We start from the raw sequence: 26,486 nt of genomic DNA, 5'->3' as shown, positions 1-26,486 counted from the left end.
GAAACCCTGTAGAAAGCACTGACATGAAATTCCTCGATCTGGCCAAAGTCTATATTCGCTCCGGCGGCGGCGGTGGCGGTTCTGTCAGCTTTCGCCGTGAAAAATTCATCGAATATGGTGGCCCTAATGGCGGTGATGGTGGCGGTGGCGGCTCTGTTTGGGTCGAGACGGTTGATGGTCTCAACACGTTGATCGATTTTCGCTATCAGCAGCACTTTTTCGCCAAAAGCGGCCAGCCCGGTATGGGGCAGGGACGCACGGGTAAAGATGGTGACGATATTATCTTGCGGGTTCCTGTTGGAACCGAAGTTCTGGATGAAGATCAGGAAACTGTGATCGCGGATATGACCGAGCTTGGTCAGCGCGTGTTGATTGCGAAGGGCGGTAATGGTGGTTTTGGCAACCTGCACTTTAAATCCTCAACCAACCAAGCACCGCGACGTGCAAACCCTGGTCAAGAAGGGGTAGAGCGGACAATCTGGCTGCGCCTGAAGTTGATTGCGGATGTTGGTCTTTTGGGACTGCCGAACGCGGGTAAATCCACGTTCCTCGCGGCGACCTCAAACGCGCGCCCAAAGATTGCGGATTATCCGTTCACCACGTTGCATCCGAATTTGGGGGTCGTTGGCGTGGATAACATTGAGTTTGTTGTCGCAGACATTCCGGGCCTGATTGAAGGCGCGCATGAGGGCGTTGGACTCGGCGTGCGTTTCTTGGGCCACGTTGAGCGATGTGCAGTCCTGTTGCATCTCGTGGATGGTACATCCGAAACGGTGGCAGAGGACTATAAAACCATCATAGGCGAGCTAGAAGCTTATGGCGGGGATCTTGCGTTCAAGAACCGCGTGACAGTTTTGAACAAAGTCGACGCACTTGATGACGACGCACGCGCACAGGCGAAAGCGGCCCTCGAAGAGGCGAGCGGTGGGTCGGTCATGGAGATGTCAGGTGTCGCCAAACTAGGCACCACCGAAGTTTTGCGCGCGCTTCGTGCTCAGATTGATGACAATCGCCTGCGTGCGCACATCGGAGAGGCTGAGGATGACGCGCCATGGCAACCCTAAGTGACGCCAAACGCATTGTAATCAAGATCGGCTCGGCGCTATTGGTCGAGCAAGGCACCCTTCGCTCGGCTTGGTTGCAAGCCTTGGCGCAGGATGTGGAAATGTTGCGTGCACGAGGATGTGACGTTGTTTTGGTGTCCTCTGGGTCCATCGCATTGGGACGCGGCGCGCTAAAATTACCAAACACTGCTTTGCCTTTAGAGCAAAGCCAAGCCGCCGCGGCGGTCGGTCAAATCCGACTCGCACGCGCTTACGAAGAGGTCTTGGCTCCCTTTGGGATTACTGCGGCGCAGGTGCTTGTAACCCTTGAAGACAGTGCCAATCGTCGGCGATATTTGAACATCCGTGCCACACTTGAGCAGCTTTTGAGCCTCGGTGCTGTGCCGATTGTGAACGAGAATGACACTGTCGCCACAGATGAAATTCGCTTTGGAGATAATGATCGTCTTGCTGCACAAGTGGCTGTGACTGTCGGTGCGGACAGGCTCATTTTGCTCTCGGATGTAGATGGGCTTTACACCGCAAACCCTTCGCTAGACCCCGCTGCCAAACGCATCGATGTGGTTGACGAAATCACATCCGAGATCCAAGACATGGCTGGGGATGCGACGTCTTCGTTGTCAAAGGGGGGCATGAAAACCAAGGTTATGGCCGCTAAGACTGCGACGCTGGCAGGCTGCGCAATGGCGATTACAGAAGGTTCTGTTTTGCGCCCCATCACAGCTTTGGAAAATGGTGCGAATGCCACTTGGTTTACCGCTCAGCTTGATCCGCACGCCGCGCGTAAGGCTTGGATCTTTGCAATGAAACCGCAAGGGGCTGTGCGTCTTGATGCGGGCGCTGTGAATGCGCTGACCTCTGGAAAAAGTCTTTTATCCGCAGGAGTTACGGCTGTATCAGGGGTTTTTGAGCGCGGCGATAGCGTTGCAATCGAGGGACCTGATGGGCACGCATTGGGCTATGGTTTGACGCGCTATAACAGCACCGAAGTGCGCGCGATCAAAGGGCATCATAGTCGCGAGATCGAACAATTGCTTGGCTACGCCGGGCGCGCAGCATTGATTCACAGAGACGATATGGCACTTTAGATGGAGGCCAACATGAAAGATTTTGATAGTATTCAGGCCTTGATTGCCGACATCGGTAAGCGCGCGAAAGCGGCCTCGTCCGTACTCGCGAGCGCTAGTGCCGAGCGTAAACATGCCGCTCTGATTGGGGCCGCAGAAGCCGTTTGGAAAACGCGCGATGCGATCATCGAAGCGAATAAGCTTGATCTCGAATATGGCCGCGACAAAGGTCTTTCTGACGCGATGATGGATCGCTTGATGCTGGATGAAGCGCGTATTCAAGGCATCGTCGATGGTCTGCGCGCTGTAGCGGAACAAGCAGATCCCGTCGGTGAAGAGCTGGCACAATGGGATATGCCGTCTGGGCTCAACATTCGTCGCGTGCGTACGCCATTGGGTGTGATTGGCGTGATTTACGAGAGCCGCCCGAACGTGACGGCCGACGCGGGTGCGCTGTGTCTCAAATCCGGTAATGCGGTGATTCTTCGTGGCGGATCAGAGAGCTTTCACAGCTCCAGCGCGATCCATGCGGCTATGGTTGATGGTGCCGTAAAGGCTGGCTTGCCTGCAGATTGCATTCAACTCGTACCGACCCGTGATCGCACGGCTGTTCAAGAGATGCTCACAATGACGAATACGATAGACGTGATCGTGCCGCGTGGTGGGAAAGGGCTCGTTGGTCTTGTTCAGCGCGAAGCGCGCGTGCCGGTTTTCGCCCATCTTGAAGGCATTGTGCACATCTATATCGATGCCTCTGCTGACCCTGTCAAAACGCTCGATGTGGTGCTGAATGCCAAGACGCGGCGCACCGGGATTTGTGGCTCTGCGGAGTGTCTATTGATCCACAAAGATGCGGTGGATACGATTGGTCAAGGTGTGGTGAAAGCACTGATAGATGCAGGTGTTGAAGTGCGCGCAGAGGGTGCTTTGGCAAGCATCGCTGGAACGCACAAAGCCAATGCAGATGATTTCGGTCATGAATTTCTGGATATGATTATCGCCGCGAAAGTTGTCGATGACGTAGATGGTGCGATCGCACATATTCGCCAATACGGCTCGAACCACACGGATTGCATCATGACAGAGGATGACGCGAGTGCTGCCAAGTTCTTTGCTGAGCTGGATAGCGCGATCTTGATGCGCAATGCCTCAACGCAGTTTGCGGATGGCGGTGAGTTTGGCATGGGCGCGGAAATCGGGATTGCGACTGGTAAAATGCACGCACGCGGGCCGGTCGGCGCAGCTCAGCTCACCAGTTTCAAATACCTAGTGGTCGGCGATGGAACAACGCGGGCTTAAACCGTCAAGATGACTTTTCCGTCTTGTTGAACATACTGCACACGCCGTCCCATTGCACTTGCGTGCATTGGCAAAAGGGCAAACTGAACATGTGCAGGAATAATCGCGTCGCTCGAATTTTGCGTTTGCGCGGCGTGCTGCTCGAACGCGTCCCACAGCGCAGGGTCTAGCGCCAGACGCTCGGCTTCAAGAGTCAGTTTCCAAAGATCATCTTGGCGCTCGATATCGACACGTCCGCCGTAGGGCAGAGCCTGTTCGGCGCATTGAATGGCGAGGAACACCAATTGAACTTCGCTGCGTGTCACATCCTCACCCGGGAGCCAATTCAGGACCAGCCGCGAATCCCGCGTGATATCTCTCAGGAGTTGCGTTACTTCTGAGCGCCCCATAAGTTGCGTTTCGCTCGGGGCACCATAAGCGATGCGAAAAAAGCGAATGCGCGCATTTGCGGCTTCCACACTTTGAGAAATCAGCGCCATTTCAGGACTGGGTGGGGTACCGGACATGGACAAAAGTTCCATCCCGTTGTTAATCGCACCAATTGGGCTAATTAGATCGTGGCAGATACGGGATCCGACAAGAGCCGAAAAATGCAGGTTTTGTTCACCCATTTGGGAATTCCTCAAATGAAGTGCCAGAAGTTAGGAAGACAATGACAGATTTGAATGCGTTTCTTGAGCCGGGGATGATTGTACGCCACCCAAATGAGGCCGAGTGGGGCCTCGGGCAGGTACAATCTGTCATCCAAAGTAGGATCACCGTTAATTTCCGTGAGATGGGCAAGGTGGTCATTGATGGCTCTCGTATCGCGCTTGTGCCTGTCTTTGATGAAGTGTGAAGGTTAATTTTTGGTAAATCAACCATAGGTTGAATTTGTGAGCAATCAAGACCGCCAGGGTGTTTTGCTTGAACTTAAGCGGTGCTTTACCTAAATCTCATCCCGAGCGCGCCCGTCTGCGCGAAGGAATCCGCGTCCATGCCAACCCCTGAATTTGAAGTTACTTTTGCGCGCACAGACGAAGAGCACCGTGCTGTTCAAGCGCTGCGCTACAAAGTATTCGTGACAGAATTAGGCGGCGATGGACCTATGATTGATCACGAAAATGGCTTGGAAATAGACCGCTACGATCAGCATAGTATGTATATGATGCTGCTGGATCGCGCGCGCGGAGGCGATACTTCCCACCAACTCGTCGGGGCGTATCGGTTGATGGAGCAAAGTGGTGCACAACGAGCGGGCGGCTTTTATTCTGCGCAAGAGTTTGATCTAGCAGCGCTCATGTCCACACCTCTCAAGCTGCTTGAATTGGGGCGGTCTTGTTTGGACAAAGAGTATCGCGGCGGCACGGCGATGTATCACCTCTGGTCTGCACTTGCGCGGTATGTTTTTGCGCAGCGCATTGATATTCTCTTTGGAGTTGCAAGCTTTCAGGGCACAAACCTTGCAGACCTTAATGCGCCATTGCGCTTGCTGCATGAACGTCATCTCGCGCCGGCTCATCTGCGCCCGATTGCTCTGGAGCCGTTTGTTTTACCAGCTGAAACAGACACAAACCAGCTGGATCGCAAAGCTACGATGACGCAAATTCCCGCGCTCATCAAAGCGTATTTGCGTCTGGGTGGATATATCGGGCAGGGTGCCTATTTGGATCATGCGTTTAATACAACAGATGTATGTTTGGTTCTTGATGTGGCTCAAATCAGTGAGAAACAACGCAATCTTTATCTAATGGAACGTAAATAATGGCAGATGTTTGGAAACCAGACGAGGATGATGTTGTCGATCTGAGCCAAATCGGCGCCCTGGGTTGGCTGCGTTTTGCATTGCGTGCGATTCCGATTGTTGTGTTGATCCTGATTTGTCTTACCGCGCTTTTACTTTTGCGTTTGATTGAACGCCCTTTGTTTGGCTTAGGCCGCCCTATCACACCCTTTATTACACAGTTCGTATGCCGCAATGCGTTTCGGATTATGGGAATGCGTTTTTCCGTCAAAGGGACGCAGATGACGCATCCGGGCGCTGTGGTGGCCAATCATAGCTCGTGGCTCGATATTTTTGCGCTGAATGCGGCGAAACGTGTGTATTTCGTTTCAAAATCCGAAGTCGCCAATTGGCCGGGGATTGGAGTGCTGGCCAAAGCGACGGGGACAGTCTTTATCGAACGCAATCCGCGCAAAGCCAAAGCACAAAAAGAGGTCTTTGAGGCGCGCTTGAAAGCTGGGCACAAACTGTTGTTCTTTCCAGAGGGCACGTCAACGGATGGATTGCGCGTGTTGCCTTTTAAATCAACTTTGTTCGCGGCATTTTTTGCGCAAGACCTGAAAGAGATTTTATGGGTGCAACCTGTCACCGTGAACTATTATGCGCCAGATGCAGAAGAAAAACGCTTTTATGGTTGGTGGGGCGAAATGGGGTTCTTCCCGCATTTGGTCAAAACTTTGGCTGTGCGCAAAGCAGGGCGGGTCGAGGTAGTTTATCATATACCCTTGCGAGTGTCTCAGGCAGATAACCGCAAGTCTATGGCATTGGAGTGTGAACGCGCTGTTCAGCGCGGTCACCATTTTGACAGTAAGGATATTTGAGAGGCGCGCGATTTTTCTAGAAAAATCGGCTCTCTATATCAGCCGTTTGCTTCGCGAATTTTGTCGGCCGCGTCTTTGTCAAACGTGATGGACTGCTCTGTGAAGAGCGTGTCGAGCTCACCTGAGAGCGTCATCTCGGTGATAATGTCGCAACCGCCCACAAACTCTCCTTTTACGTAGAGCTGTGGAACCGTCGGCCAATCAGAGAAATCTTTGATGCCTTGGCGCATATTTTCATCTGCCAGTACGTTTACGTCTGCAAACTCGACGCCCATGTAGTTCAAAACACCTGCCACACGGGATGAAAACCCACACTGCGGCATCTCTTTTGTGCCCTTCATGAACAAGACAACCGAGTTGTCCGTGACGGTCTTTTGGATGGTTTCTTTAACGTCGCTCATTGTCATCTCCATTCGCGCAAATAGCGCATATCTTTTAGCTTGGGGCCTTAGTCGTCAGGGCCAGCGCGTGCAATTCGCCCTCACTGCCGTCCATTTTACCTTTCAACGCAGCATAAACGGCGCGCTGTTGCTGCACACGGTTCTTGCCCACAAAGGACGCATCAATGACTTCAGCCGCAAAATGCTGACCATCGTCGCCTTGCACGGTGATTTGTCCCTCGGGAAAACCTTCGCGCAGAAGCGTTTCAATCTCTTGTGCCGTGATCGCCATGGATCGTGCCCTTTCGTGTCTGTGTTCCCCCGAATGTAGAAGCGGGGTGAGAGGCTCGCAAGAGCTGCTTATGAAAAGAGTGTCGGAAAGACGGACTCTGATGTGTCTTTGAGTTCTGCCAGGCTCGCGGTAGAGCCGCCGATTGTCACGTCCTCGCCGCCAAATTTACCAACGAATGCGATAGGAATACCTGCTTGCCCAGCCGCGCTCATGAGCGCTTCTGCTTGATCAAAGTTGCAGGCCACCAAGTAGCGTGCTTGATCTTCGCCAAAAAGCTCGGGCGTATCGGCGCTATCCAAAGTCACACCAACATCGGCACAAGCGGCCATCTCGAACGCCGCCAAAGCCAAGCCACCATCAGAAAGGTCCGTGCAGGCTTTGATCCATTCACGGTTATCGCGGATGAAATCGCCGTGCTTGGCTTCTGCGACCAGATCAACGCTGGGTGCATCACCATCTGTGCGATTGAACACTTCAGCGAGCAAGGCTGATTGACCTAGGTGGCCGGTTGTTTCACCGATCACCATCGCCACATGACCCTCGCGCACATCCGCGTTGATCAAGTCGTCCTCAGAGGCGAGCAAACCCACAGCGCCAATCGTCGGCGTCGGTAGAATGCCAGTACCATCGGTTTCATTATAGAGCGAGACGTTGCCAGACACGATGGGCATATCCAGCGCTTTTACGGCTTCGCCGATCCCTTGGATCGCGCCGACGAACTGGCCCATGATCTCTGGCTTTTCAGGGTTGCCAAAGTTCATATTGTCCGTCGTCGCTAATGGTTTTGCGCCAACAGCGGTCAGATTGCGATACGCTTCTGCAACCGCTTGCTTGCCGCCCTCAACAGGGTTTGCTTTGACATAGCGTGGCGTCACATCAGAGGTGAACGCCAGAGCCTTGCCCGTGCCGTGAACGCGCACAATGCCAGCGCCAGCGCCGGGAATGCGGATCGTGTCGCCCATGACTTGAGCATCATATTGCTCATAAACCCAACGCTTTGACGCGTAATTTGGGCTGCTCAGCAGTGCTTTTAGGCCATCAATCGGATCAATCTGAGGGACATCGCTGAGGGGCTCAGCCGCAGGAGTCGGCACCCAAGGACGATCATATTCAGGTGCAGAGGACGCGAGTTTGCTCAACGGTAGGTCTGCCTTCACATCGCCGTTGTGCACGATCAAAAAGCGGTCTTCTGCGATGGTCTCGCCGACGATTGCAAAATCGAGGTCCCATTTGTCAAACACGGCTTTCGCCTCGGCCTCGAGTTCGGGCTTCAAGACCATCAACATGCGCTCTTGGCTCTCGGACAGCATCATTTCATAGGCGGTCATATTGACCTCGCGTACAGGGACGCGTTCTAGATCGAGACGCACGCCAAGGCCACCTTTGTCGCCCATCTCAACCGCAGAACAAGTGAGACCAGCGGCACCCATGTCTTGGATCGAGATCACAGCGCCGGTTTGCATCAGCTCTAGCGTCGCTTCCATCAAGCGCTTTTCCGTAAAGGGATCGCCGACCTGAACCGTGGGGCGTTTGTCCTCAATCGTGTCGTCAAATTCCGCCGACGCCATTGTTGCGCCACCAACGCCGTCGCGACCCGTCTTGGCCCCGAGATAAACCACGGGCATCCCAACACCGGAGGCGGCAGAGTAGAAAATCTTATCCGTATCCGCGAGACCGGCCGCGAAAGCGTTTACCAAACAGTTGCCGTTATAAGCCGGATCAAAACGCACTTCGCCGCCGACAGTGGGAACACCAAAGCAATTGCCGTAACCGCCGACACCTTCCACAACACCGTTCACCAACTGGCGGGTCTTGTGGTGGGACGTTTCACCGAAAGAGAGTGAGTTCATCGCCGCGATCGGACGCGCGCCCATTGTAAAGACGTCGCGCAGAATGCCGCCAACGCCAGTCGCAGCCCCTTGATAGGGCTCGATGTAGGACGGGTGGTTGTGGCTTTCCATCTTGAAAACAACCGCTTGGCCGTCACCGATGTCAACGATACCAGCGTTCTCACCGGGGCCACAAATCACCTGCGGCCCTTCGGTGGGCAGCGTGCGTAGCCATTTCTTGGAAGATTTGTAAGAGCAATGCTCATTCCACATCGCCGAAAAGATGCCGAGTTCTGTGAAGGTCGGCTCGCGCCCTATGATCTCTAGAATGACAGCGTATTCGTCAGGTTTCAGGCCATGAGAGGCGATGAGATCGGTGGTGATGGCAGGCTCTTGCATCCGGTTTGGTCCCCAAAACGTGAAGTTGGGCGTGTCATAATGCCAAAGGCGCTTAGGGGCAATGCGACAAGCATGTGATTTGTGGCGTTGACCTACGATGTTTTTTGCACTGATGTGGCTCGAATTCTGGGAGGAACCTATGCAAGATTTGAAAAACCCATTTCGCGGGCAGGGGATCAGTATCGGTCTCGAAAGCGCGCCGTCGCCGTCGGTCAACGCAAGCGCGCCGCGCGCGTTGCTAGATCGCTGCCCTGTGCATAGTGCCACGCCTTTGGTGAATGCACTTGGTCTGCATATCAAAGATGAACGTGGCCGCATGGGGCTAGGGAGTTTCAAAGCCTTGGGTGCGGCGTATGTTATTGCGCATGAAGCACAGCTTGGGTCGCTAGACGGGCGCACCTATGTTACCGCAAGCGCTGGCAATCATGGGATGTCCGTGGCCGCTGGAGCAAAGGCTTTCGGTGCGAAAGCAGTGATTTATCTGTCCAAAACTGTACCGAGCGAATTTGCGGATCGTCTGCGCGAAAAGGGTGCGGAAGTGGTCATCGAAGGCGATGACTATGAGGCAAGCATGGCAGGGGCTTTGAAGGCCGCAGAAGTGAATGGCTGGACTTTGCTGTCTGATAGTTCATGGGATGGGTATTTCGATCTGCCGCATCGCTTGATGGAAGGGTATCTCGCCATGGCGGCGGAATGCACTGAGCAAATGGAACAGCCGACACATATCTTCTTGCAAGCGGGTGTTGGCGGGCTTGCGGGAGCATGTGCTGCGCTGTTTCGCGATGTTTGGGGTGATGAGCCCAAGATTATTGTGGTCGAGCCAGAGTTCGCACCCGCCATTTATGATTCGATCCAAGCAGGTGCGTTTATGACCAGCACAGGACCTGTCTCTGATATGGGGCGGCTTGATTGCAAAGAGGCGTCGTTGATCGCGCTCAAAGGTTTGTCGCGCGACGCGGACACTTGCGTTTTAATCAGCGAGGAGGAAGCGGCGGCGGTTCTGCCAAAGCTTGCAGACCTAGGTCTCGCATCGAGTACATCAGGCGCAGCAGGGATCGCGGCGGCCTTGCTCAGTGATCTTCCAAGTGATGCAAAAGTGTTGTGTATCTTGAGCGAGGGCGCGTGATGTTTGACACCAACGAATTTCTCACGCGCATCAAAGGCGTGCAAACCCGTATGGCTGCGCAGGGTCTTTCGGCGCTTTTGCTTACGCAAGAAGCTGATATTCGATATCTCACAGGGTATCTCACGCGGTTTTGGGAAAGCCCGACGCGCCCTTGGTTTTTGGTTCTGCCAGCCAGTGGACTGCCCATTGCGGTGATCCCGTCTATTGGCGCGGAACTCATGTCGCGCTCTGTCGTTGAGGATATACGCACATGGTCCGCACCTGATTATAGCGACGATGGTATTTCGCTGTTGCGCGACACCTTGCGTGAAGTGGCGGGCAAAGGTCGTATTGGCACGCCGCATGGAATCGAGAGCCATTTGCGGATGCCGCTTGGCGATTGGATCCGCTTGATCAAAGACGTCGAGATCGGCAGCGACATGCAAGTGATGCGCGCTGCGCGCATGGTGAAAACGCCGCTTGAGGTCGAAGCTATTCGCGAGGCGTGCCAGATCGCTGGCCGTGCTTTCGCACGGGTCCCTGAGAAAGCGCGCGCTGGAACGCCACTGAGTTCGGTGTTTCGCAGCTTTCAGATGCTCTGTTTGGAAGAGGGCGCCGATTGGGTACCTTATCTTTCTGGCGGAAAAGGAAGCGACGGCTATGACGATGTGATTTCGCCTGCAAGCGATGATCCGTTGCAGGCGGGCGAAATCGTGATGCTCGACACTGGTGTCATTCGCAACGGCTACTTCAGCGATTTCGATCGCAATTATAGTGTTGGCGCACCAAGTGATGCCGCTGCGCGGGCCTATGACAAACTGATGGAGGCAACGCGCGCAGGTGAAGCGTTGCTAAAGCCGGGAAGCACGGCTGCGGATATTTTTCATGCGATGGATACAGTCTGCACAGGTGGTGCAGGTGGTCAAAGCGCGGGGCGTTTGGGGCATGGTCTTGGCTTACAACTAACCGAAGGGCTGTCTTTCATCGCGGATGATCATACGGTGCTAGAGGCGGGGATGGTCATCACCTTAGAACCGGGCGTGTCTGTGTCTGGTGGCACCGGCTTGATGGTGCACGAGGATGACTACGTCATTACGGACACCGGCTGCGAGCGACTGTCGCCTGCGCCAGCAGATCAAATGCTACGGCTTGATACATGAGCATCCCATATAAACTCGCGCCGCAAATTGGCACGGATGGGCGTATCGGCCTGATCGTTTTGCAATCTGACGAAACGATGGAACATGAACTGCGGCAGGTCTTGCCTGATGCGGACGTCGGCGCGTTCATTTCGCGCATTCCAAGTGCTGCGAAAGTGTCCAACGAAAGCCTCGCTGCGATGGAAGCAGACTTGCCCCGCGCCGCTGGGTTGCTGCCAAAGACCGTGAGCTTTGATGTTGTTGGCTACGGCTGCACCTCTGCCTCAAGCATTATCGGGACAGAGCGGGTCACCGAATTGGTCGGAACGGTTCTTGAGACCAAGGCGGTTACTAACCCTGTCAGCGCTTTGGTCTCGGCCTGCGAGGCACTTGGCATCAGCAAACTCGCGCTTTTGACACCTTATACAGAGGCGGTAAGTGAAAGCCTGCGCCTTGCCCTGAGCGCCCATGGTATCGACACGCCTGTGTTCGGCACCTTCAACGAACCCGTTGAAACCAAGGTTGCGCGGATTGATCCCACCTCTGTGCGTGACGCGGCAATCGAACTGGGCCAAGACAAAGGGGCCGACGCCGTCTTTATGAGCTGCACGAACCTTCGCACCTTTTCCATTCTAAAAGACGTTGAAAACGCAATTGGAAAACCAGCACTTTCATCCAATCAAGCGTTCTTTTGGCATATGCTTGGCCTTGCAGGCACAACATCCGCGCGTCGCGATGGGATGCTTTGGGACAAATCTGTAAATTAAGGAACTCTCATGTTCGCACGTGAAAAACTCGACTATACCGCCATTGCTTTGCCCGATCGTATCGCGCTGGATGATGACGCTCAGATTGAAGCGGTACAGGCGCATCTAAGCTTTATGCAAAAGCGCCATACAGTGCGCGACTTTGAACCGACGCCCGTTGCGCAAGAGGTGATTGATGCGGCGATTACTGCGGCTGGATCTGCGCCGTCTGGTGCGAACCATCAACCTTGGCACTTTGTTGCGATCTCGAACGCGGATGTGAAACATCAGATCCGACTTGCGGCCGAGGAAGAAGAAGAAAAGTTCTACTCAGGTGGTGGCAATGACGAATGGATCAAAGCGCTCGAGCCGATTGGTACAAATGCGAGCAAACCGCATCTCGATATCGCACCATGGTTGATCGTTGTGTTTGCGCAGCGTTGGGGCGAATTTGACGATGGAACGCGCTACAAGAATTATTATGTTCCTGAAAGCGTTGGCATCGCGACAGGTTTTTTGATCTCTGCGTTGCATCATGCAGGGCTATCATGTTTGACCCATACGCCCAATCCGATGAGATTTCTCAATGGTTTGTTAGATCGTCCAGCCTCGGAAAAGCCTGTGATGATTCTTGCCGTGGGGCAGGCGGCAAGCGATGCAACTGTCCCGAGTGTGGCAAAACTCAAAAAGCCTCTGGCGCAGATTCGAACTGTTTTTGACTAAACGTTCAATAAAATGGTGATTGAAGATCCCCTTTAGCCAAAAAAAAGGCCGAGCATTAAGCTCGGCCGAAGTCCAACAGGGAGGTACAAGGACTAGGTACCGCAGCACCATCGTCGTCCTCATGAGGCTGAATTAGTGTGCGATGTGCCCGCTTTCAAGGCAAAATCTGCTACAAGCGCAGCATGTCCGCTATGCGTTATTTGCATACCTAAAATCCAAGGGTTTCCGTGGCCGTAAAACAGAGTGCCGTAGCCCATTGCAAAGCCCTCTGTCAGACCATAGGTTCTGGCCAATTTCAGACCGTGCTTGCAAGGCAAGCCAATCTCAAAAAAGGATGTTCCACATGGATGCTGGCGCACTTGGCCAATTTGTTCCGCTGATTTTGATCTTTGCGATCATGTATTTCTTGTTGATCCGCCCTCAGCAGAAAAAGCTCAAAGATCACCAGAAAATGGTCGAAGGCCTAAGCCGCGGGGACCAAGTGGTCACGCAAGGCGGCCTGATCGGTAAAGTGACCAAAGTCAAAGACAACAACGAAATCGAAGTTGAAGTCGCTGACGGCGTTAAAGTGCGTGTCGTGCAATCCACGATCACCAGCGTAATCAACAGAACAGAACCAGCGTCCGCGTAATCTACGGATAAGCTGGTCGGTGCGAGAGGCCTGACAGATGCTGCAAATTGACCTGTGGAAACGGGTGGTCATCTGGGCGCTTTGCGCACTTGGGTTGCTGCTCGCGGTTCCGAATGCTTTCTACAGCAAAGTAGAAGGGCATAACGATGCGATTGCAGAGATTGAGCTGTCAGGTACATCGCCTGAACGCGAAGCCATGGCCGCACAGTGGCCGGGCTTTTTGCCTTCTGGTTTGGTTAATCTGGGACTTGATCTGCGCGGCGGCGCGCATTTGCTGGCCGAGGTCGCGGTTGAGGACGTTTATTCAGCGCGCATGAAAGCGTTTTGGCCAGAAGTGCGCGATGCGCTTCGCCCGGAGCGTTCAACGATTGGTACGATCCGCTTGCAACCTTCTGCGGGCGATGAACTCAAAGTCCGTATTTCTGAGCCTGACGGCATGACGCGCGCGATGGAAGTTGTGCGCGGTCTCGCTCAGCAAGTTGTCTCACTCTCAGGTGTCGGTGCCTCTGACATCGAAGTCAGCGCGGACGGTAGCGCACTGACAGTGCGGTTGTCTGAAGCAGAAAAGCGCGCGACGGACGAGCGTACGATGCAGCAATCGCTCGAAATCATTCGCCGTCGTATCGACGAGGTCGGCACGCGTGAGCCAACGATCCAGCGCCAAGGCACGGATCGTATCCTGATCCAGGTGCCCGGCATTGGTTCTGCGGCTGAGCTCAAGGCGATCATTGGTACAACTGCCCAACTGACTTTCCAACCTGTTCTGGGGCGCGGCTCTGATCCTGATGCCAACGCTGGGATCGGTAATGAAATCTTGCCGTCGCTGGATGAAGAGGGGGCGTACTACACGCTCGAATCTGCGCCTGTCGTGACAGGCGAAGAATTGGTAGACGCGCAGCCTGCGTTCGATCAAAATGGTCGTCCTGCGGTGAACTTCCGCTTTAACCCGACGGGTGCACGTAAGTTTGGCGACTACACCGCTGAAAATATCGGCAATCCGTTCGCGATTGTGCTCGATAGCGAAGTCATTTCCGCACCCGTGATCCAAAGTCATATTTCGGGCGGCTCTGGAATCATCACGGGTAACTTCACTGTTGAAGAATCCACCAACCTCGCTGTGCTCTTGCGTGCGGGTGCGTTGCCTGCGGGTCTCGACTTCCTCGAAGAACGCACCATCGGACCAGAGCTGGGCGCGGATAGTATCAAAGCAGGTCAGGTCGCGTGTATCGTGGCCTTTACCGCAGTCCTGATCTTTATGTTCTTGAGCTATGGTACGTTCGGTCTATTCGCCAACATTGCGCTTATCATTAACGTTGGCCTCATTTTTGGCCTGCTCAGCATGGTCGGCGCGACGCTCACCTTGCCCGGTATCGCGGGAATCGTTTTGACGATTGGTATGGCGGTGGACGCCAATGTGCTGGTCTTTGAGCGGATCCGCGAAGAGATCAAATCAGGCAAAGGTCCAGCGCGCGCGATTGATCTTGGCTACGAGAAAGCGCTCAGTGCCATTATCGATGCCAACATCACGACGTTTATCACGGCTGTGATCCTCTTTGTTATGGGGTCTGGCCCTGTGCGTGGCTTTGCGATTACGCTTGGCCTTGGCATTCTCACTTCGGTCTTTACGGCTATCTTCGTCACACGACTGATCATTGTGATGTGGTTCGAACGTAAACGCCCCAAAGAATTGGAGGTGTGAGATGCGCCTAAGATTAGTCAAACAAGACACCAAGTTCGATTTCTTTTCCCGCTGGAAAATGTGGTTGGGGATTTCGCTGGTCATGATGATCGTTGGCTTTGCCTCGTTCATGTACCAAGGTTTGAACTACGGTATCGACTTTAAAGGCGGCACGACGATTCGTTCTGAAAGCACCACACCGATTGATGTGGGTGCCTACCGCGATGCGATTTCGCCGCTTGAGTTAGGTGACATCACGATTTCCGAAGTGTTCGATCCGACGTTCGCGGCCGATCAGCACGTCGCCATGATCCGTATCCAAGCGCAAGAGGGCCAAGAAGCGGTCAAGTCTGACATCATCGCCCAAGTGCAAGTCGCGCTGCAAGCTATTGCGCCGGACATAAAGTTTGTCTCGGTTGAGTCTGTGGGTCCGAAAGTCTCTGGCGAGCTGATCCAGACAGCCGCTATAGCTGTCGTTCTCGCGATTGCAGCGGTTCTGATCTACATTTGGCTGCGCTTTGAGTGGCAGTTCGCTTTGGGTGCTGTGGCCGCACTTGTGCACGACATTATCCTGACGATTGGTATCTTTTCCGAGCTTCAGATCAAGTTTGATCTCGCCATTATCGCGGCCTTGCTGACCATTGTTGGATACTCGCTCAACGATACGGTTGTTGTCTTCGACCGCGTGCGTGAAAACCTGCGCAAGTATAAGAAAAAGCCGCTGAATGAAGTTCTCAACATTTCAATCAACGAAACACTAAGCCGTACCTTCATGACCTCTGTAACCACGCTTTTGGCGCTGATTGCTCTGTTCGTATTGGGCGGTGATGTGATCCGTGGCTTTGTCTTTGCGATGATCTGGGGCGTGATTGTTGGAACGTATAGTTCTGTCTTCGTGGCCTCTGCGATCCTGCTCTACCTCGGGGTAAAGCGTGACTGGACCAACAAGCCAGACGCAAACGCGGGAACGCAATTTGCCAACATAGATGCCTGACATCCTCGCATCAGCCCTCGCAACTGATGGGCTGATGTGGATCGCTTTGGGAAGCTTGCTCGCGGGGCTTGTGCGCGGCTTTGCAGGTTTCGGCACAGCGATGATTTATCTGCCCTTTGCAGGCCAATTTCTAACACCGCTCGGAGCCGTCATGACCCTAATGGTCATCGACGGTTTCGGCCCACTCCCAGCGCTGCCTCGTGCGGTGCGTGAAGCGGATTGGACGGATCTACGCCGTCTGATACTTGGGATGTTTCTCTGCATGCCCATAGGAATTTGGCTGCTGCTGACGGTTCCGGTTGATGTTTTTCGCGGTACTGTTTCGCTTATTTCACTGGCTTTGCTCGCCGCGCTCATATTTGGCGTGCGTTATTCAGGACGCTTAAGCCCGCCAAAAGTCTATGGCATAGGTGCTGCAGGCGGTGTTCTGGGGGGTGCACTTGGCCTTGCAGGGCCACCGGTTATCTTACTCTATATGGCCAGCACACATGCGCCCGCCGTGATCCGTGCCACAACCATGGTGTTTCTTTTCGCCTTTGATGTGATCTTCTTTGGGATGGTCGGTGTGCAAGGCCTATTGTCCGCCGCAACCCTCGTTCTGGGCGCAGTTTTGATTGCTCCGATGATGCTCGGCATTCTCATCGGAACATGGCTCTTTCGTCCTGCATATGAAACGGTTTATAGAACAGTGGCCTATGTCATTATTGGAGTGTCCGCACTCTATGGTTTGCCAATTTGGGGGTGACACGCGATGCGTTTGACGGAACTTGAATTTGACGATGCACAACCCGTACAAGGCTACGGCCCGGGATTCTTCCGCATTGCTGGCGAAGCAGTTGCGGCACCATTGATCGTGACCGCAAGCGGGGCTGGCCCTTGGGCGGGTTATGATGATCTAGACACGCTTCTGGCGATGAAAGGCGAGATTGACGTAATCTTTTTCGGCACTGGCGACGAAATCGGTTACTTGCCATCTGCGTTGAAAGAGGCGCTGGATGAAGCAGGCATTGGCGTCGAAGCGATGAACTCTCCGGCTGCCTGCCGCACTTATAATGTGCTGGTGTCTGAGGGCCGCCGTGTCGCAGCGGCTCTTCTTCCGGTTACCAAATAATGCACCTTAACGTGCAAGACCTAAGCGTTGCACGTGGCGGAATTGCTGTGCTTGAAGGGCTGTCGTTCACTGTGAACCCTGGCCAAGCGCTGATTTTGCGCGGCCCAAATGGCATCGGTAAAACCACTTTGTTACGCTCGCTCGCGGGGCTTCAACCTGCGCTCAACGGCGAAATTAACGCCCCGAATGAGAGCATCGCATACGCGGCGCATTCTGATGGGATCAAACATGTCTTAACCGTGCGCGAGAACCTAGAGTTTTGGGCAGATGTGTTTGGCACCAACGATATCGCGCCCGCGCTCAACGCCTTTGAGCTGGAACCACTGGCCAATCGCCCTGCAGGCGCGCTCTCGGCTGGGCAAAAGCGGCGCTTGGGTCTTGCGCGTTTGCTGGTCACCGCACGTCCTATCTGGATTTTGGATGAGCCGACTGTGTCGCTCGACATCCATGCGGTTGAAATGTTCGCCAACGCCATTCGCGCGCATCTTGTGGGGGGCGGCATCGCCCTGATCGCGACGCATATTGATTTGGGGCTAGAGGCGGACATCCTCGACATTACTTCGTTCAAAGCTAAACCCGTGGCGATGAAAGACGACGCAATGGAGGGGTTCTTGTGAAAGCGCTGCTCATACGTGACCTTCGCTTGGCCATGCGGGCAGGGGGCGGCTTCGGCCTTGGCCTTGCGTTCTTTTTGATTGTCACGGTTTTGGTTCCGTTCAGCGTTGGCCCTGACAGCGCGCTTTTGTCCACCATCGCGGCTGGCATCCTTTGGCTTGGCGCATTGCTGGCGTGTTTGCTGTCGCTCGATCGCATTCTCGCGCTCGATTGGGAGGATGGCACGCTTGATCTGCTCGCCTGCGCGCCTTTGCCGATGGAGGGCACAGTTTCGATCAAAGCGCTGGCGCATTGGCTCACCACTGGGCTGCCGCTGATCCTAGCAGCCCCCTTATTCGCACTTTTGCTGAGCCTGCCGAGTGCAGGTTACATCCCGCTCATCCTCTCACTCCTGCTTGGCACGCCCGCGCTTAGCGTGATCGGGACCTTTGGTGCAGCACTCACGGTTGGCATCAAACGGGGCGGGCTGCTTCTATCACTTCTCGTGTTACCACTATACGTGCCAACCTTGATCTTTGGCTCAGAAGTCGCGCGTCGCGGCGCAGACGGGCTAAGCTACAGCACTCCGCTCATCATGCTTGCGGGCATCACTCTGGGCACAATCGCACTGCTACCTTTTGCCTCTGCTGCGGTTTTGCGCGTAAACATTCGTTAAAGTGAATTGAAGCCTCAACAGTTAAGGACTACATCCGAACCATGTCTTTATGGGAATACGCAAATCCGGTGAAATTCATGGCCCTTTCGGGTCGCATTTTGCCGTGGACAGCCGCACTTTCAGCGATCTGCCTTGTGGTTGGTTTGATCTGGGGCTTCTTCTTCACGCCTGATGATTTCCGCCAAGGATCGACGGTCAAAATTATCTACCTGCACGTGCCCTCGGCGCTTATGGCGATCAACGTGTGGTTCATGATGCTGGTGACATCGCTCATCTGGATCATCCGTCGCCATCACGTCAGCGCCTTGGCGGCCAAAGCCGCAGCGCCTATCGGTGTCGTGATGACGCTGATCGCTCTGATCACTGGCGCGATTTGGGGCCAGCCCATGTGGGGCACATGGTGGGTCTGGGATCCGCGCCTCACGTCGTTTCTGATCCTATTCCTGTTCTACCTCGGCTATATCGCTCTTTGGTCCGCCATCGAGGACAACGACACAGCCGCGGATCTCACGTCGATACTCTGCCTTGTTGGCTCCGTCTTTGCGGTGCTGTCGCGCTATGCGGTAAACTTCTGGAACCAAGGCTTGCACCAAGGCGCGTCGCTTTCGCTCGATAAGGAAAAGAACGTAGCGGACGTGTTTTATCAACCTTTGTTGGTGTGCATCGCAGGGTTTGTGTTGCTGTTTGTGGCGCTCATGCTTTTGCGTACACGCACAGAAATTCGCGCGCGCCGGACTAAGGCGCTGCTAGCACGGGAGCGCATGGCATGATGCCTGATCTTGGAAAATACGCTGATGCGGTGCTCAGCGCCTATGCGGCGACCATCGTTTTGATCCTCCTGCTGGTTCTTGTCAGCGTGATGCAAAGCCGTCGTGCCAAAGCTGCCCTAAAAGAGATCGAGACACGTCGAAATGGCTAAAATCTCCCCCCTGATGATTGCGCCACCCGCAATTTTTCTTAGCCTCGCGACGTTGTTTTATTTAGGAATGTTTCGTGAAGGCAAAGACGAGCTTGAGTCTGTTTTTGTCGGTAAAGCTGCGCCTCCTATCGAAACCGCTGCAAATCTTCCGGGGTTTGATCCAGTCGTGCAAAGTGACCTTGCGAATGGCAACGTCACGTTGGTAAACTTTTGGGCCAGTTGGTGCCCGCCGTGTCGTGCAGAGCATCCAAAGCTTCTGGAACTCGCCGAAACACACACGATCATCGGTGTGAACTTCAAAGACACAGCACGCGCGGCGTCCAGCTACCTGACTGATGATGGCAACCCGTTCAAAGGCGTTGCCTTTGATCCACAAGGGCGCACCGCGATTGATTGGGGCGTCACTGCTCCGCCTGAAACCTTCATTCTGGATGGTGATGGCACCGTGCTCTACCGTTTCGCAGGCCCTCTGATCGGAAGCGATTATGAGCAGCGTTTTTTGCCAGAGCTGAACAAAGCTTTAGGGAAATAACCCCTGCTTCATCTTTCAAAATAAACTTATCTGCATTCTCAACACGCACCACGCTTCCAGCTTGCGTGCGAGGAGCGCTGTCAGGCGCGAGGAGCATCTGCCCCCAACAACAAAAAGGGCCGCCCGAAAGCAGCCCTTTTCAGAGTTCAAAAGTTTTGTGACTTACGCCGCAGCGAGGTCGCGCAGAACGTAGTGCAGAACGCCGCCGTGCTCGATATATTCGATCTCGATTGCGGTATCGATACGACACTTCAGCATGATCTCTTTCACAGAACCGTCTGCCATCGTGATCGTGCAGGGCACTTCTTGCAAAGGCTCAATCGTGTCGAGACCGGAGATAGATACGCTCTCATCACCTGTCAGGCCGAGTGATTTGCGGCTGTCGCCATTTGTGAACTCGAACGGGATCACCCCCATGCCCACAAGGTTGGAGCGGTGAATACGCTCAAAGCTCTCCGCGATCACGGCCTTCACACCCAAAAGCGCTGTACCCTTAGCGGCCCAGTCACGGGACGAACCCGCTCCGTACTGTTCACCACCAAAGATCACCAGGGGTGTACCCGCTGCCTGATGCGCCATCGCCGCGTCAAAGATCGAGGTTTGCGCGCCATCGACGCCTTTGGTGTAACCACCTTCAACACCGTCCAGCATCTCGTTCTTGATGCGGATGTTGGCGAATGTGCCGCGCATCATGACTTCGTGGTTACCACGACGTGAGCCATAAGAGTTGAACTCGCGTACAGGCACCTGACGCTCGACAAGATACTGACCAGCAGGGGAGCTTTCAGCGAAAGAACCCGCAGGAGAGATGTGGTCGGTTGTGATCATATCACCCAAAAGCGCGAGAACCTTTGCGCCCTCGATATTGATGATGACGCCCGGATCCTTGGACATGCCTTGGAAGTAAGGCGGGTTCTGGATGTAGGTCGAAGTCGCGGGCCAGTCGTAGACTTCCTGCTGGGGCACTTCCACGCCCTGCCACTTCTCGTCACCCTTGAACACGTCCGCATATTTCGTCTGGAACGCTTCGCGTGTGACTGTCTGCTCGACCAGTTCTGCCACTTCTTGTGTCGTGGGCCAGATGTCTTTCAGGTAGACGTCCTTGCCATCAGGCGTTTGCGCGATGGGGTCGGTTGCAAGGTTGATGTCCATCGTGCCTGCAATCGCATAGGCCACCACGAGGGGGGGCGAGGCGAGGTAGTTGGCGCGCACATCAGGGCTGATACGTCCTTCAAAGTTGCGGTTGCCAGACAGGACAGAAGTCGCAACCAGATCGCCTTCATGGATCGCGGCAGAAAGTTCTGCCTGAAGCGGACCAGAGTTGCCGATGCAGGTCGTGCAACCATATCCAACAAGGTTAAAGCCAAGCGCATCAAGATCAACCTGAAGCTCTGCAGCTTCCAGATAGGCGGTCACAACCTGAGAGCCAGGTGCGAGCGATGTCTTGACCCAAGGTTTGCGGTTAAGACCCAAAGCTGCCGCTTTGCGCGCAACAAGGCCCGCGCCGATCATGACGTATGGGTTGGATGTGTTGGTGCAAGACGTAATGGAAGCGATAACAACTTTGCCTGATTCCATAGTGTAGTCTTCACCCGCGACAGCAACTTCCTTGCCCATGGGGCGCTTGAAAGTATCTTCCATTTCGCGCTTGAACGCTTCTTTCGCGCCTGTGAGGGCGACATAGTCTTGTGGACGCTTGGGACCCGAAATCGCAGGTGCAATTGTACCCATGTCGAGGGAAAGAGTGTCTGTATAGATCGGTGCGTAGTCGTCGCCGCGCCAGAAACCGTTCTCTTTTGCATAGGCTTCGACCAATGCGATGCGGTCTTCGTCACGACCCGTTGTGCGCAAATAACGCAGTGTCTCGTTGTCGATCGGGAAGAAGCCACATGTTGCGCCATACTCAGGCGCCATGTTGGCGATTGTCGCACGGTCTGCCAGTGGAAGCGTATCGAGACCCTTGCCGTAGAATTCTACGAACTTCCCAACAACGCCTTTTTCACGCAGCATTTCAACAACCTTAAGGACGAGGTCCGTACCGGTCGTGCCTTCCATCATCGCGCCTGTCAGCTCAAACCCTATGACTTCAGGGATAAGCATAGAGATAGGCTGGCCGAGCATCGACGCTTCCGCCTCGATCCCGCCAACGCCCCAACCCAGAACAGCTGCGCCGTTCACCATAGTCGTGTGGCTGTCTGTGCCAACGAGCGTGTCAGGGTAGGCAACCTCTTCACCGTTCTGGTCCTTGTCGGTCCAAACCGTCTGGCTAAGGTACTCAAGGTTTACCTGGTGACAAATGCCTGTGCCCGGAGGAACAACGCGGAAATTTGAAAATGCGGACTGTCCCCATTTCAGGAACGTATAACGCTCCATGTTGCGCTCATATTCGCGGTCCACGTTCATCTTGAACGCACGTGGATTGCCAAATTCGTCGATCATAACAGAGTGGTCAATGACCAGATCAACTGGGTTCAACGGGTTAATCTTTTGTGGATCACCACCGAGGGATTTAATCCCGTCGCGCATCGCCGCAAGGTCAACAACCGCTGGAACACCTGTAAAGTCTTGCATCAGAACGCGCGCAGGGCGATAGGCAATCTCGCGCGGGTTTTTGCCACCTTTGGCACCCCACTCGGCGAAGGCTTTGATGTCGTCGACGGAAACCGTCTTGCCATCTTCAAAGCGCAGCATGTTTTCCAGTACGACTTTCAACGCAGCAGGAAGCTTGGAGAAATCACCAAGGCCGGCTTCTGTCGCGGCTGGGATGGAATAATAGGCGATGGACGCGTCACCGACCTTAAGGGTCTTGCGCGTTTTGCTGGTGTCCTGACCGACTGTGATGGGCATGAAAGCCTCCTGATCTAAAGTCTACATTGCTGGCGAATTGCCTGCTATTTGCCCTATGAAGACGTCTCAATCAAGGGGTGCAGAGCAAATTGTATACGATTGTACACTGAAATTTGAGCTAAATTGGAAACAAAGTGTTCGTACCGCTCGCGCGGCTCTCGCAAAAGGGTGATTGGTCATTACAATGCTTTCGACCTATCACCACTGTAACGCAATAATTTCAAATGGACTAACCCTCATGAAAACGCTCTCAGCTCTCTTTGCCGCGCTCTGGATCGGTTTGTCTGGGTCCGCGCAGGCGCAAAACCAGCCTGTCGTGATTGAACTCTTCACCTCTCAAGGGTGTTCTTCTTGCCCGCCTGCGGATGCATTAATGCATAAATTGGCACAGCGCAGTGATGTGATCGCGCTTTCGATGCACGTGGACTATTGGGACTATATTGGCTGGAAAGACGAATTCGGGCGTCCCGAAAATGCTGCGCGTCAGCGGGCATATGCGCAAACGGCGGGGCGCCGTTCTGTTTATACGCCGCAGATGATAATCGCGGGTGAAGATTCAGTTGTCGGCACGCATCCGATGGATGTTGCAGACCTCATTCGTAAACACTCTGCTGATACCAAAGACGTTGCGATGAAAGTTGCACGCTCTGGCGGCAAGCTTACGATCGCAGCTACCGCACGCCGTGCTGCGAAATACGAAGTTAAACTGGTGAGCTATTCCAAAGCACGCACCACGGCGATCAAACGTGGTGAGAATGCAGGTAAAACAATCACTTACGTGAACGTTGTATCAGATTTCAAAACGGTAAAGAAATGGGATGGCCGCGCGCCGCTGTCATTGGCTGCGAACATCGGCTCTGGTCCTATGGTGGTCTTGATCCAGCGTGCAGGCCATGGCCCTATCGAAGCGGCGGCAGCGATTAACTAACCTTTACGTGTTTTTCCACCGTCGGTGAATCCAGAACCATTGGTGCATGTTTTCGCGCACCAATGCTTCCAAACCGTCGTTTACGGCTTGCGTCATGGTCTCTGCATCGCTGTGTGGGATTTCATCCTGCACAATGATCTCGAAATCGAGTCCATTAGCCTGTCTTACGGCATAGACCGGTATGAGAGCGGCGTTGTATTTCAGGGCTAATTCAGCCGTAATCAGAGAGGTGATTGCGGGTTTGCCAAAATAATCCAGACTTGCGCCACCATGTGCATGTAGATCCGTCAAAATTCCTAAAACGCCACCAGATTTGATATGACGCACCATTTGCGACATACCTTTGCGGCCTTGCTCAAACATCGGCGTGCCAATCGTCGTGATTGATTTGACGTAATGTTCATTGAAATATGGGTTCGACATGCGCCGATAGAGCGCGCCCATGTTGTGCCCCTTGGCAATAAGCGCTGCGCGGCTCGCATCGTAATTGCCAAAGTGACCTGTGACGAGAATGACAGGGCGGCCATCCGCGCGCGCGGTTTCTAGAGCTTCATAACCAGAACCGTTGATTGGCGCTTTGATCGCGCGTTGGACAAAGGCGTCGCCGGAATAAAGCTCGATCAAAGTGCGCCCGGCATTGTTGGGCACCTCTTTGCACAGGCGCTCAACCTCCGTTTCGGGCAGGTCGGGAAGCACATGCGCGAGGTTTGCGCGGATGCGTTTAGGATAGCCAGCCAAGGGTGAAACCACCTTTTCGACCAACCATCCCATCGTACGCACGCGCGCAGCGTATGGCAGGGCCAACGCGAGCCCGATCAAGCTGCGTAGAAAGAGGTTAATGATATATTGCGAAACGCGTTTCATAGAGGCGGCTTACTGCGCTTGAGGGCGATGCTCAAGCATTTGGCATCATCGCCAATCCTGTTCCGATCATCGAATCGCGCGTGACCAGCTTGGCGAGATCTTCTTCACTGAGATCCTCACTTCCGCTCGGGCGGGCAGGAATCACAACGTAGCGCATGTCCGCGGTGCTGTCGTGAACGCGAATTTGCGTATCATTGGGTAGGTTCACACCAAATTCGGATAAAACCTTGCGCGGTTCTTTTACGGTGCGTGAACGGTAGGCGCGTGACTTATACCAGTCAGGTGGAAGTCCAAGTAGGTTGCGCGGGTAACATGAACACAATGTGCACACGACAATGTTGTGTGTATCGGCAGTGTTCTCGAGCGCGATCAAGTGCATTGGACCGACGTCAAATCCCATCTCGCCACTTGCAGCAGAGCCATCTTTCAACAAGCGCGATTTGAAAGCGGGATCCACCCAAGCGCGCGCCACAACAGCTGCACCCAGAGCGGGGCCACGTGCGTCCATTTTGTCGATCTGTGTTGAAATCTCTTCAAGGGTCGTTATGTTTTTCTCGACCAGCAGTTCTCGCACGGCAATTTCCATGCTTTGCCAATAGCTTAGGGGTGTGTCATCGTCTTGGCGGTAGGGGTGGCCAGACGGAGACAGGTGGTCGTGATGATCATGTGGCATTGGCGGTTTCCAATTCTTCAATCCAGTGCGCATATATTTCAGCTTCGATCCGGTCTTCTGGATTTTCAGCTTCGTCGCCCCAAAGTTCCACCGCACTGAAACTAACGCGGTAGAGAATTTGTTCTGCGGCGGGCAAGCCGTAAGCCAATTGTTCGGGATTTTTGAACGGCGCGATTACGCGTTCGATGTCACCGGTTTTGCCACGCACATAGGCTGGTGCGCGCACATGGCCCGGCGGCATTATCGAACGGATGCGTACTTTGGCACCAACGGGCAACACATTATTGTCCAAGGCTTGCGTCGCCATAAGTCTCGCCCCGTGCTTGAACTTCGGCCATTTTCACGCCGAGTTCTTCGATCGTATAAGCACCGCTTTCGATCAGGTTTTGATTGATCGAGGCAATCCAACGCTCATAGTAGCTCATGCTCTCGAAAGCGTCCTCGCCCATATCTTCAAGCGCGCGTCTAAGTCCATCAACTGTGAAATAGCCCTTGCCGCTACACAATATCATCAATGCGTCCACGCGCTTTTCCCAGAGCGAAAAGTCGTGTTGATCATCACAGATAGGTCCAGCATCTTGGCCACCCATATCATGCCAGCGGCGTCCGTCGGTTCTATTATCCATATTGTGACGCTATCGAAGCGTGATTGTACTGTCTAGAGTTTGAGCGCGAACTTACGCTGGCACGCCTTCCTTCAGAAGTATTTCACCTGTTTGGGCAAGGTCTCGAACACCGGTGACAACTTCTGCCATAGCGATTTCACCATCCTCTTCGCCCACTTGGCCACGTTCTTGGACGGCCTCACGCAATTGTTCGGCCATTCGACTGGAAATATTGGCAAAGATAAACTCCGCAGAAATTTTGGTGGCCTCATCTGTTGCGCTGGCAAGAGCTGTTACGAGCGTATCGTTGTCCACGGACTTGAGTATCGCGGGTACATCGCGTTCATCTACGCGTTCGGCAACATGTTTAAAGGTGAAAATTGCCTTACGCACTTCTGCCGCAAACGTCTGATCAGCCTCATCAAGCCCATCGAGCAGTTCGTCGCGTGTCACGCTACGCGACGAGTTCAAGATAGCCCCAAGGCGTTCCTCGGGTTTGTTTGTAAATGCGAGAATCGGTTCGTCATCAAGTTGGGTAATCAAAGAACGCCCAATGCGATCAACCGCGTCGGGTGTCACCGAATTGGTGAGTGAAACAGCATAAGTAATGCGCCTTGCGCGCTCGCCCGGCATTTGACCAAGCATCGTGGCTGCTTTTTTTACATCGATCTTGGAGAGGAGCACGGCAGCGACTTCGATACTTTCGTCCTCAATAAGCATCAGCAGTTTTTCGGCATCTAATCCAAATATACCGCTGCTACCCCAAAACCCGAATTTTTTCATGGGTTATGACGCGGAAATTGTCTGA

General features: G+C 54.1%; 31 protein-coding genes. 21 read left to right on the top strand and 10 right to left on the bottom strand.

Translation table 11 applies throughout. The features are described from left to right. Window positions 1-23: 23 nt before the first annotated feature. The 3 genes from obgE to PFRI_RS08500 are packed head-to-tail and all read left to right on the top strand — an operon-like array spanning window position 24 to window position 3,430. Window positions 24-1,064, top strand: a complete 1,041-nt coding sequence (gene obgE / locus PFRI_RS08510; RefSeq protein ID WP_072630280.1) for a GTPase ObgE — start codon at window positions 24-26, stop codon at window positions 1,062-1,064. Next, window positions 1,052-2,152 (top strand): glutamate 5-kinase, encoded by a 1,101-nt coding sequence (proB, locus tag PFRI_RS08505; RefSeq protein WP_072630279.1) that lies wholly within the window; start codon window positions 1,052-1,054, stop codon window positions 2,150-2,152. The genes obgE and proB overlap by 13 nt, the downstream gene beginning before the upstream one ends. A 12-nt stretch (window positions 2,153-2,164) precedes the next feature. Further along, complete coding sequence (locus PFRI_RS08500; RefSeq protein ID WP_072630300.1) at window positions 2,165-3,430, top strand: glutamate-5-semialdehyde dehydrogenase; 1,266 nt, start codon at window positions 2,165-2,167, stop codon at window positions 3,428-3,430. Here the strand turns inward: PFRI_RS08500 and PFRI_RS08495 are convergent. Continuing rightward, window positions 3,427-4,041, bottom strand: a complete 615-nt coding sequence (locus PFRI_RS08495) for a histidine phosphotransferase family protein (RefSeq protein WP_072630278.1) — start codon at window positions 4,039-4,041, stop codon at window positions 3,427-3,429. The genes PFRI_RS08500 and PFRI_RS08495 overlap by 4 nt on opposite strands. Before the next feature lie 41 nt (window positions 4,042-4,082). Between PFRI_RS08495 and PFRI_RS08490 the strand changes: the two genes are divergently transcribed. From PFRI_RS08490 to olsA, 3 genes are all read left to right on the top strand, one after another. Further along, complete coding sequence (locus PFRI_RS08490) at window positions 4,083-4,268, top strand: DUF3553 domain-containing protein (protein WP_072630277.1); 186 nt, start codon at window positions 4,083-4,085, stop codon at window positions 4,266-4,268. A gap of 138 nt (window positions 4,269-4,406) precedes the next feature. Continuing rightward, entirely contained in the window at window positions 4,407-5,174 is a 768-nt protein-coding gene (locus PFRI_RS08485; protein WP_072630276.1) for a GNAT family N-acetyltransferase, read from the top strand. Then, complete coding sequence (gene olsA / locus PFRI_RS08480; protein ID WP_072630275.1) at window positions 5,174-6,013, top strand: lyso-ornithine lipid O-acyltransferase; 840 nt, start codon at window positions 5,174-5,176, stop codon at window positions 6,011-6,013. The genes PFRI_RS08485 and olsA overlap by 1 nt, the downstream gene beginning before the upstream one ends. A gap of 38 nt (window positions 6,014-6,051) precedes the next feature. On the opposite strand, the gene grxD is transcribed toward olsA, so the two are convergent. From grxD to purL, 3 genes are all read right to left on the bottom strand, one after another. Further along, window positions 6,052-6,414 (bottom strand): Grx4 family monothiol glutaredoxin, encoded by a 363-nt coding sequence (gene grxD / locus PFRI_RS08475; RefSeq protein WP_072630299.1) that lies wholly within the window; start codon window positions 6,412-6,414, stop codon window positions 6,052-6,054. Between the two features lie 34 nt (window positions 6,415-6,448). Next, window positions 6,449-6,685 carry a BolA/IbaG family iron-sulfur metabolism protein gene (locus PFRI_RS08470; RefSeq protein WP_072630274.1) on the bottom strand — a complete coding sequence of 79 codons (237 nt, stop codon included), beginning with the start codon at window positions 6,683-6,685 and terminating at the stop codon, window positions 6,449-6,451. A 68-nt stretch (window positions 6,686-6,753) separates the two neighbouring features. Next, window positions 6,754-8,913, bottom strand: a complete 2,160-nt coding sequence (gene purL, locus PFRI_RS08465; protein WP_072630273.1) for a phosphoribosylformylglycinamidine synthase subunit PurL — start codon at window positions 8,911-8,913, stop codon at window positions 6,754-6,756. 139 nt (window positions 8,914-9,052) lie between these two features. Between purL and PFRI_RS08460 the strand changes: the two genes are divergently transcribed. From PFRI_RS08460 to PFRI_RS08395, 14 genes are all read left to right on the top strand, one after another. Continuing rightward, window positions 9,053-10,039 carry a pyridoxal-phosphate dependent enzyme gene (locus tag PFRI_RS08460; RefSeq protein ID WP_072630298.1) on the top strand — a complete coding sequence of 329 codons (987 nt, stop codon included), beginning with the start codon at window positions 9,053-9,055 and terminating at the stop codon, window positions 10,037-10,039. Then, on the top strand, window positions 10,039-11,178 hold the full coding sequence (locus tag PFRI_RS08455; RefSeq protein WP_072630272.1) for a M24 family metallopeptidase: 1,140 nt from the start codon (window positions 10,039-10,041) through the stop codon (window positions 11,176-11,178). The genes PFRI_RS08460 and PFRI_RS08455 overlap by 1 nt, the downstream gene beginning before the upstream one ends. Further along, window positions 11,175-11,924 (top strand): maleate cis-trans isomerase family protein, encoded by a 750-nt coding sequence (locus PFRI_RS08450; RefSeq protein WP_072630271.1) that lies wholly within the window; start codon window positions 11,175-11,177, stop codon window positions 11,922-11,924. Before PFRI_RS08455 ends, PFRI_RS08450 begins: the two co-directional genes overlap by 4 nt. A 9-nt stretch (window positions 11,925-11,933) precedes the next feature. Next, window positions 11,934-12,626 (top strand): nitroreductase family protein, encoded by a 693-nt coding sequence (locus PFRI_RS08445; protein WP_072630270.1) that lies wholly within the window; start codon window positions 11,934-11,936, stop codon window positions 12,624-12,626. A 343-nt stretch (window positions 12,627-12,969) separates the two neighbouring features. Further along, complete coding sequence (gene yajC, locus PFRI_RS08440) at window positions 12,970-13,257, top strand: preprotein translocase subunit YajC (protein ID WP_072630269.1); 288 nt, start codon at window positions 12,970-12,972, stop codon at window positions 13,255-13,257. A 37-nt stretch (window positions 13,258-13,294) separates the two neighbouring features. Beyond that, window positions 13,295-14,956, top strand: a complete 1,662-nt coding sequence (gene secD / locus PFRI_RS08435; protein ID WP_072630268.1) for a protein translocase subunit SecD — start codon at window positions 13,295-13,297, stop codon at window positions 14,954-14,956. Between the two features lies 1 nt (window position 14,957). Further along, window positions 14,958-15,929 carry a protein translocase subunit SecF gene (gene secF, locus PFRI_RS08430; RefSeq protein ID WP_072630267.1) on the top strand — a complete coding sequence of 324 codons (972 nt, stop codon included), beginning with the start codon at window positions 14,958-14,960 and terminating at the stop codon, window positions 15,927-15,929. Then, window positions 15,922-16,674, top strand: coding sequence for a sulfite exporter TauE/SafE family protein (locus PFRI_RS08425; RefSeq protein WP_072630266.1), 753 nt, complete (start codon window positions 15,922-15,924; stop codon window positions 16,672-16,674). Before secF ends, PFRI_RS08425 begins: the two co-directional genes overlap by 8 nt. A gap of 6 nt (window positions 16,675-16,680) precedes the next feature. Beyond that, window positions 16,681-17,040 (top strand): Mth938-like domain-containing protein, encoded by a 360-nt coding sequence (locus tag PFRI_RS08420; protein WP_072630265.1) that lies wholly within the window; start codon window positions 16,681-16,683, stop codon window positions 17,038-17,040. Beyond that, window positions 17,040-17,657 carry a heme ABC exporter ATP-binding protein CcmA gene (gene ccmA, locus PFRI_RS08415; protein ID WP_072630264.1) on the top strand — a complete coding sequence of 206 codons (618 nt, stop codon included), beginning with the start codon at window positions 17,040-17,042 and terminating at the stop codon, window positions 17,655-17,657. The genes PFRI_RS08420 and ccmA overlap by 1 nt, the downstream gene beginning before the upstream one ends. Then, window positions 17,654-18,310: a heme exporter protein CcmB gene (gene ccmB / locus PFRI_RS08410; protein WP_072630263.1), complete on the top strand. Its 657-nt coding sequence runs from the start codon at window positions 17,654-17,656 to the stop codon at window positions 18,308-18,310. The genes ccmA and ccmB overlap by 4 nt, the downstream gene beginning before the upstream one ends. Window positions 18,311-18,351: 41 nt before the next feature. Continuing rightward, window positions 18,352-19,080: a heme ABC transporter permease gene (locus PFRI_RS08405; protein WP_072630262.1), complete on the top strand. Its 729-nt coding sequence runs from the start codon at window positions 18,352-18,354 to the stop codon at window positions 19,078-19,080. After that, entirely contained in the window at window positions 19,077-19,229 is a 153-nt protein-coding gene (ccmD, locus tag PFRI_RS08400; RefSeq protein ID WP_072630261.1) for a heme exporter protein CcmD, read from the top strand. The genes PFRI_RS08405 and ccmD overlap by 4 nt, the downstream gene beginning before the upstream one ends. After that, window positions 19,222-19,761, top strand: coding sequence for a DsbE family thiol:disulfide interchange protein (locus PFRI_RS08395; protein WP_072630260.1), 540 nt, complete (start codon window positions 19,222-19,224; stop codon window positions 19,759-19,761). Before ccmD ends, PFRI_RS08395 begins: the two co-directional genes overlap by 8 nt. Before the next feature lie 162 nt (window positions 19,762-19,923). On the opposite strand, the gene acnA is transcribed toward PFRI_RS08395, so the two are convergent. Next, window positions 19,924-22,608 carry an aconitate hydratase AcnA gene (gene acnA / locus PFRI_RS08390; RefSeq protein ID WP_072630259.1) on the bottom strand — a complete coding sequence of 895 codons (2,685 nt, stop codon included), beginning with the start codon at window positions 22,606-22,608 and terminating at the stop codon, window positions 19,924-19,926. A gap of 238 nt (window positions 22,609-22,846) precedes the next feature. Between acnA and PFRI_RS08385 the strand changes: the two genes are divergently transcribed. After that, window positions 22,847-23,536 (top strand): DUF1223 domain-containing protein, encoded by a 690-nt coding sequence (locus PFRI_RS08385; RefSeq protein ID WP_072630258.1) that lies wholly within the window; start codon window positions 22,847-22,849, stop codon window positions 23,534-23,536. Window positions 23,537-23,539: 3 nt separating this feature from the next. On the opposite strand, the gene PFRI_RS08380 is transcribed toward PFRI_RS08385, so the two are convergent. From PFRI_RS08380 to PFRI_RS08360, 5 genes are all read right to left on the bottom strand, one after another. After that, on the bottom strand, window positions 23,540-24,400 hold the full coding sequence (locus PFRI_RS08380) for a lysophospholipid acyltransferase family protein (RefSeq protein ID WP_072630257.1): 861 nt from the start codon (window positions 24,398-24,400) through the stop codon (window positions 23,540-23,542). A gap of 31 nt (window positions 24,401-24,431) precedes the next feature. Further along, window positions 24,432-25,073: a nitrile hydratase subunit alpha gene (nthA, locus tag PFRI_RS08375; RefSeq protein WP_072630256.1), complete on the bottom strand. Its 642-nt coding sequence runs from the start codon at window positions 25,071-25,073 to the stop codon at window positions 24,432-24,434. Further along, on the bottom strand, window positions 25,063-25,380 hold the full coding sequence (locus tag PFRI_RS21845) for an SH3-like domain-containing protein (protein ID WP_072630255.1): 318 nt from the start codon (window positions 25,378-25,380) through the stop codon (window positions 25,063-25,065). The genes nthA and PFRI_RS21845 overlap by 11 nt, the downstream gene beginning before the upstream one ends. Further along, window positions 25,355-25,663, bottom strand: coding sequence for an SH3-like domain-containing protein (locus PFRI_RS21840; RefSeq protein WP_072630254.1), 309 nt, complete (start codon window positions 25,661-25,663; stop codon window positions 25,355-25,357). The genes PFRI_RS21845 and PFRI_RS21840 overlap by 26 nt, the downstream gene beginning before the upstream one ends. Window positions 25,664-25,750: 87 nt before the next feature. Next, complete coding sequence (locus PFRI_RS08360) at window positions 25,751-26,398, bottom strand: FliG C-terminal domain-containing protein (RefSeq protein WP_245812327.1); 648 nt, start codon at window positions 26,396-26,398, stop codon at window positions 25,751-25,753. Window positions 26,399-26,486 lie beyond the last annotated feature (88 nt).

The sequence above is a fragment of the Planktotalea frisia genome (genome assembly GCF_001890925.1).
Classification (GTDB): domain Bacteria; phylum Pseudomonadota; class Alphaproteobacteria; order Rhodobacterales; family Rhodobacteraceae; genus Planktotalea; species Planktotalea frisia.
This window is presented reverse-complemented; position numbering and strand designations above follow the sequence as displayed.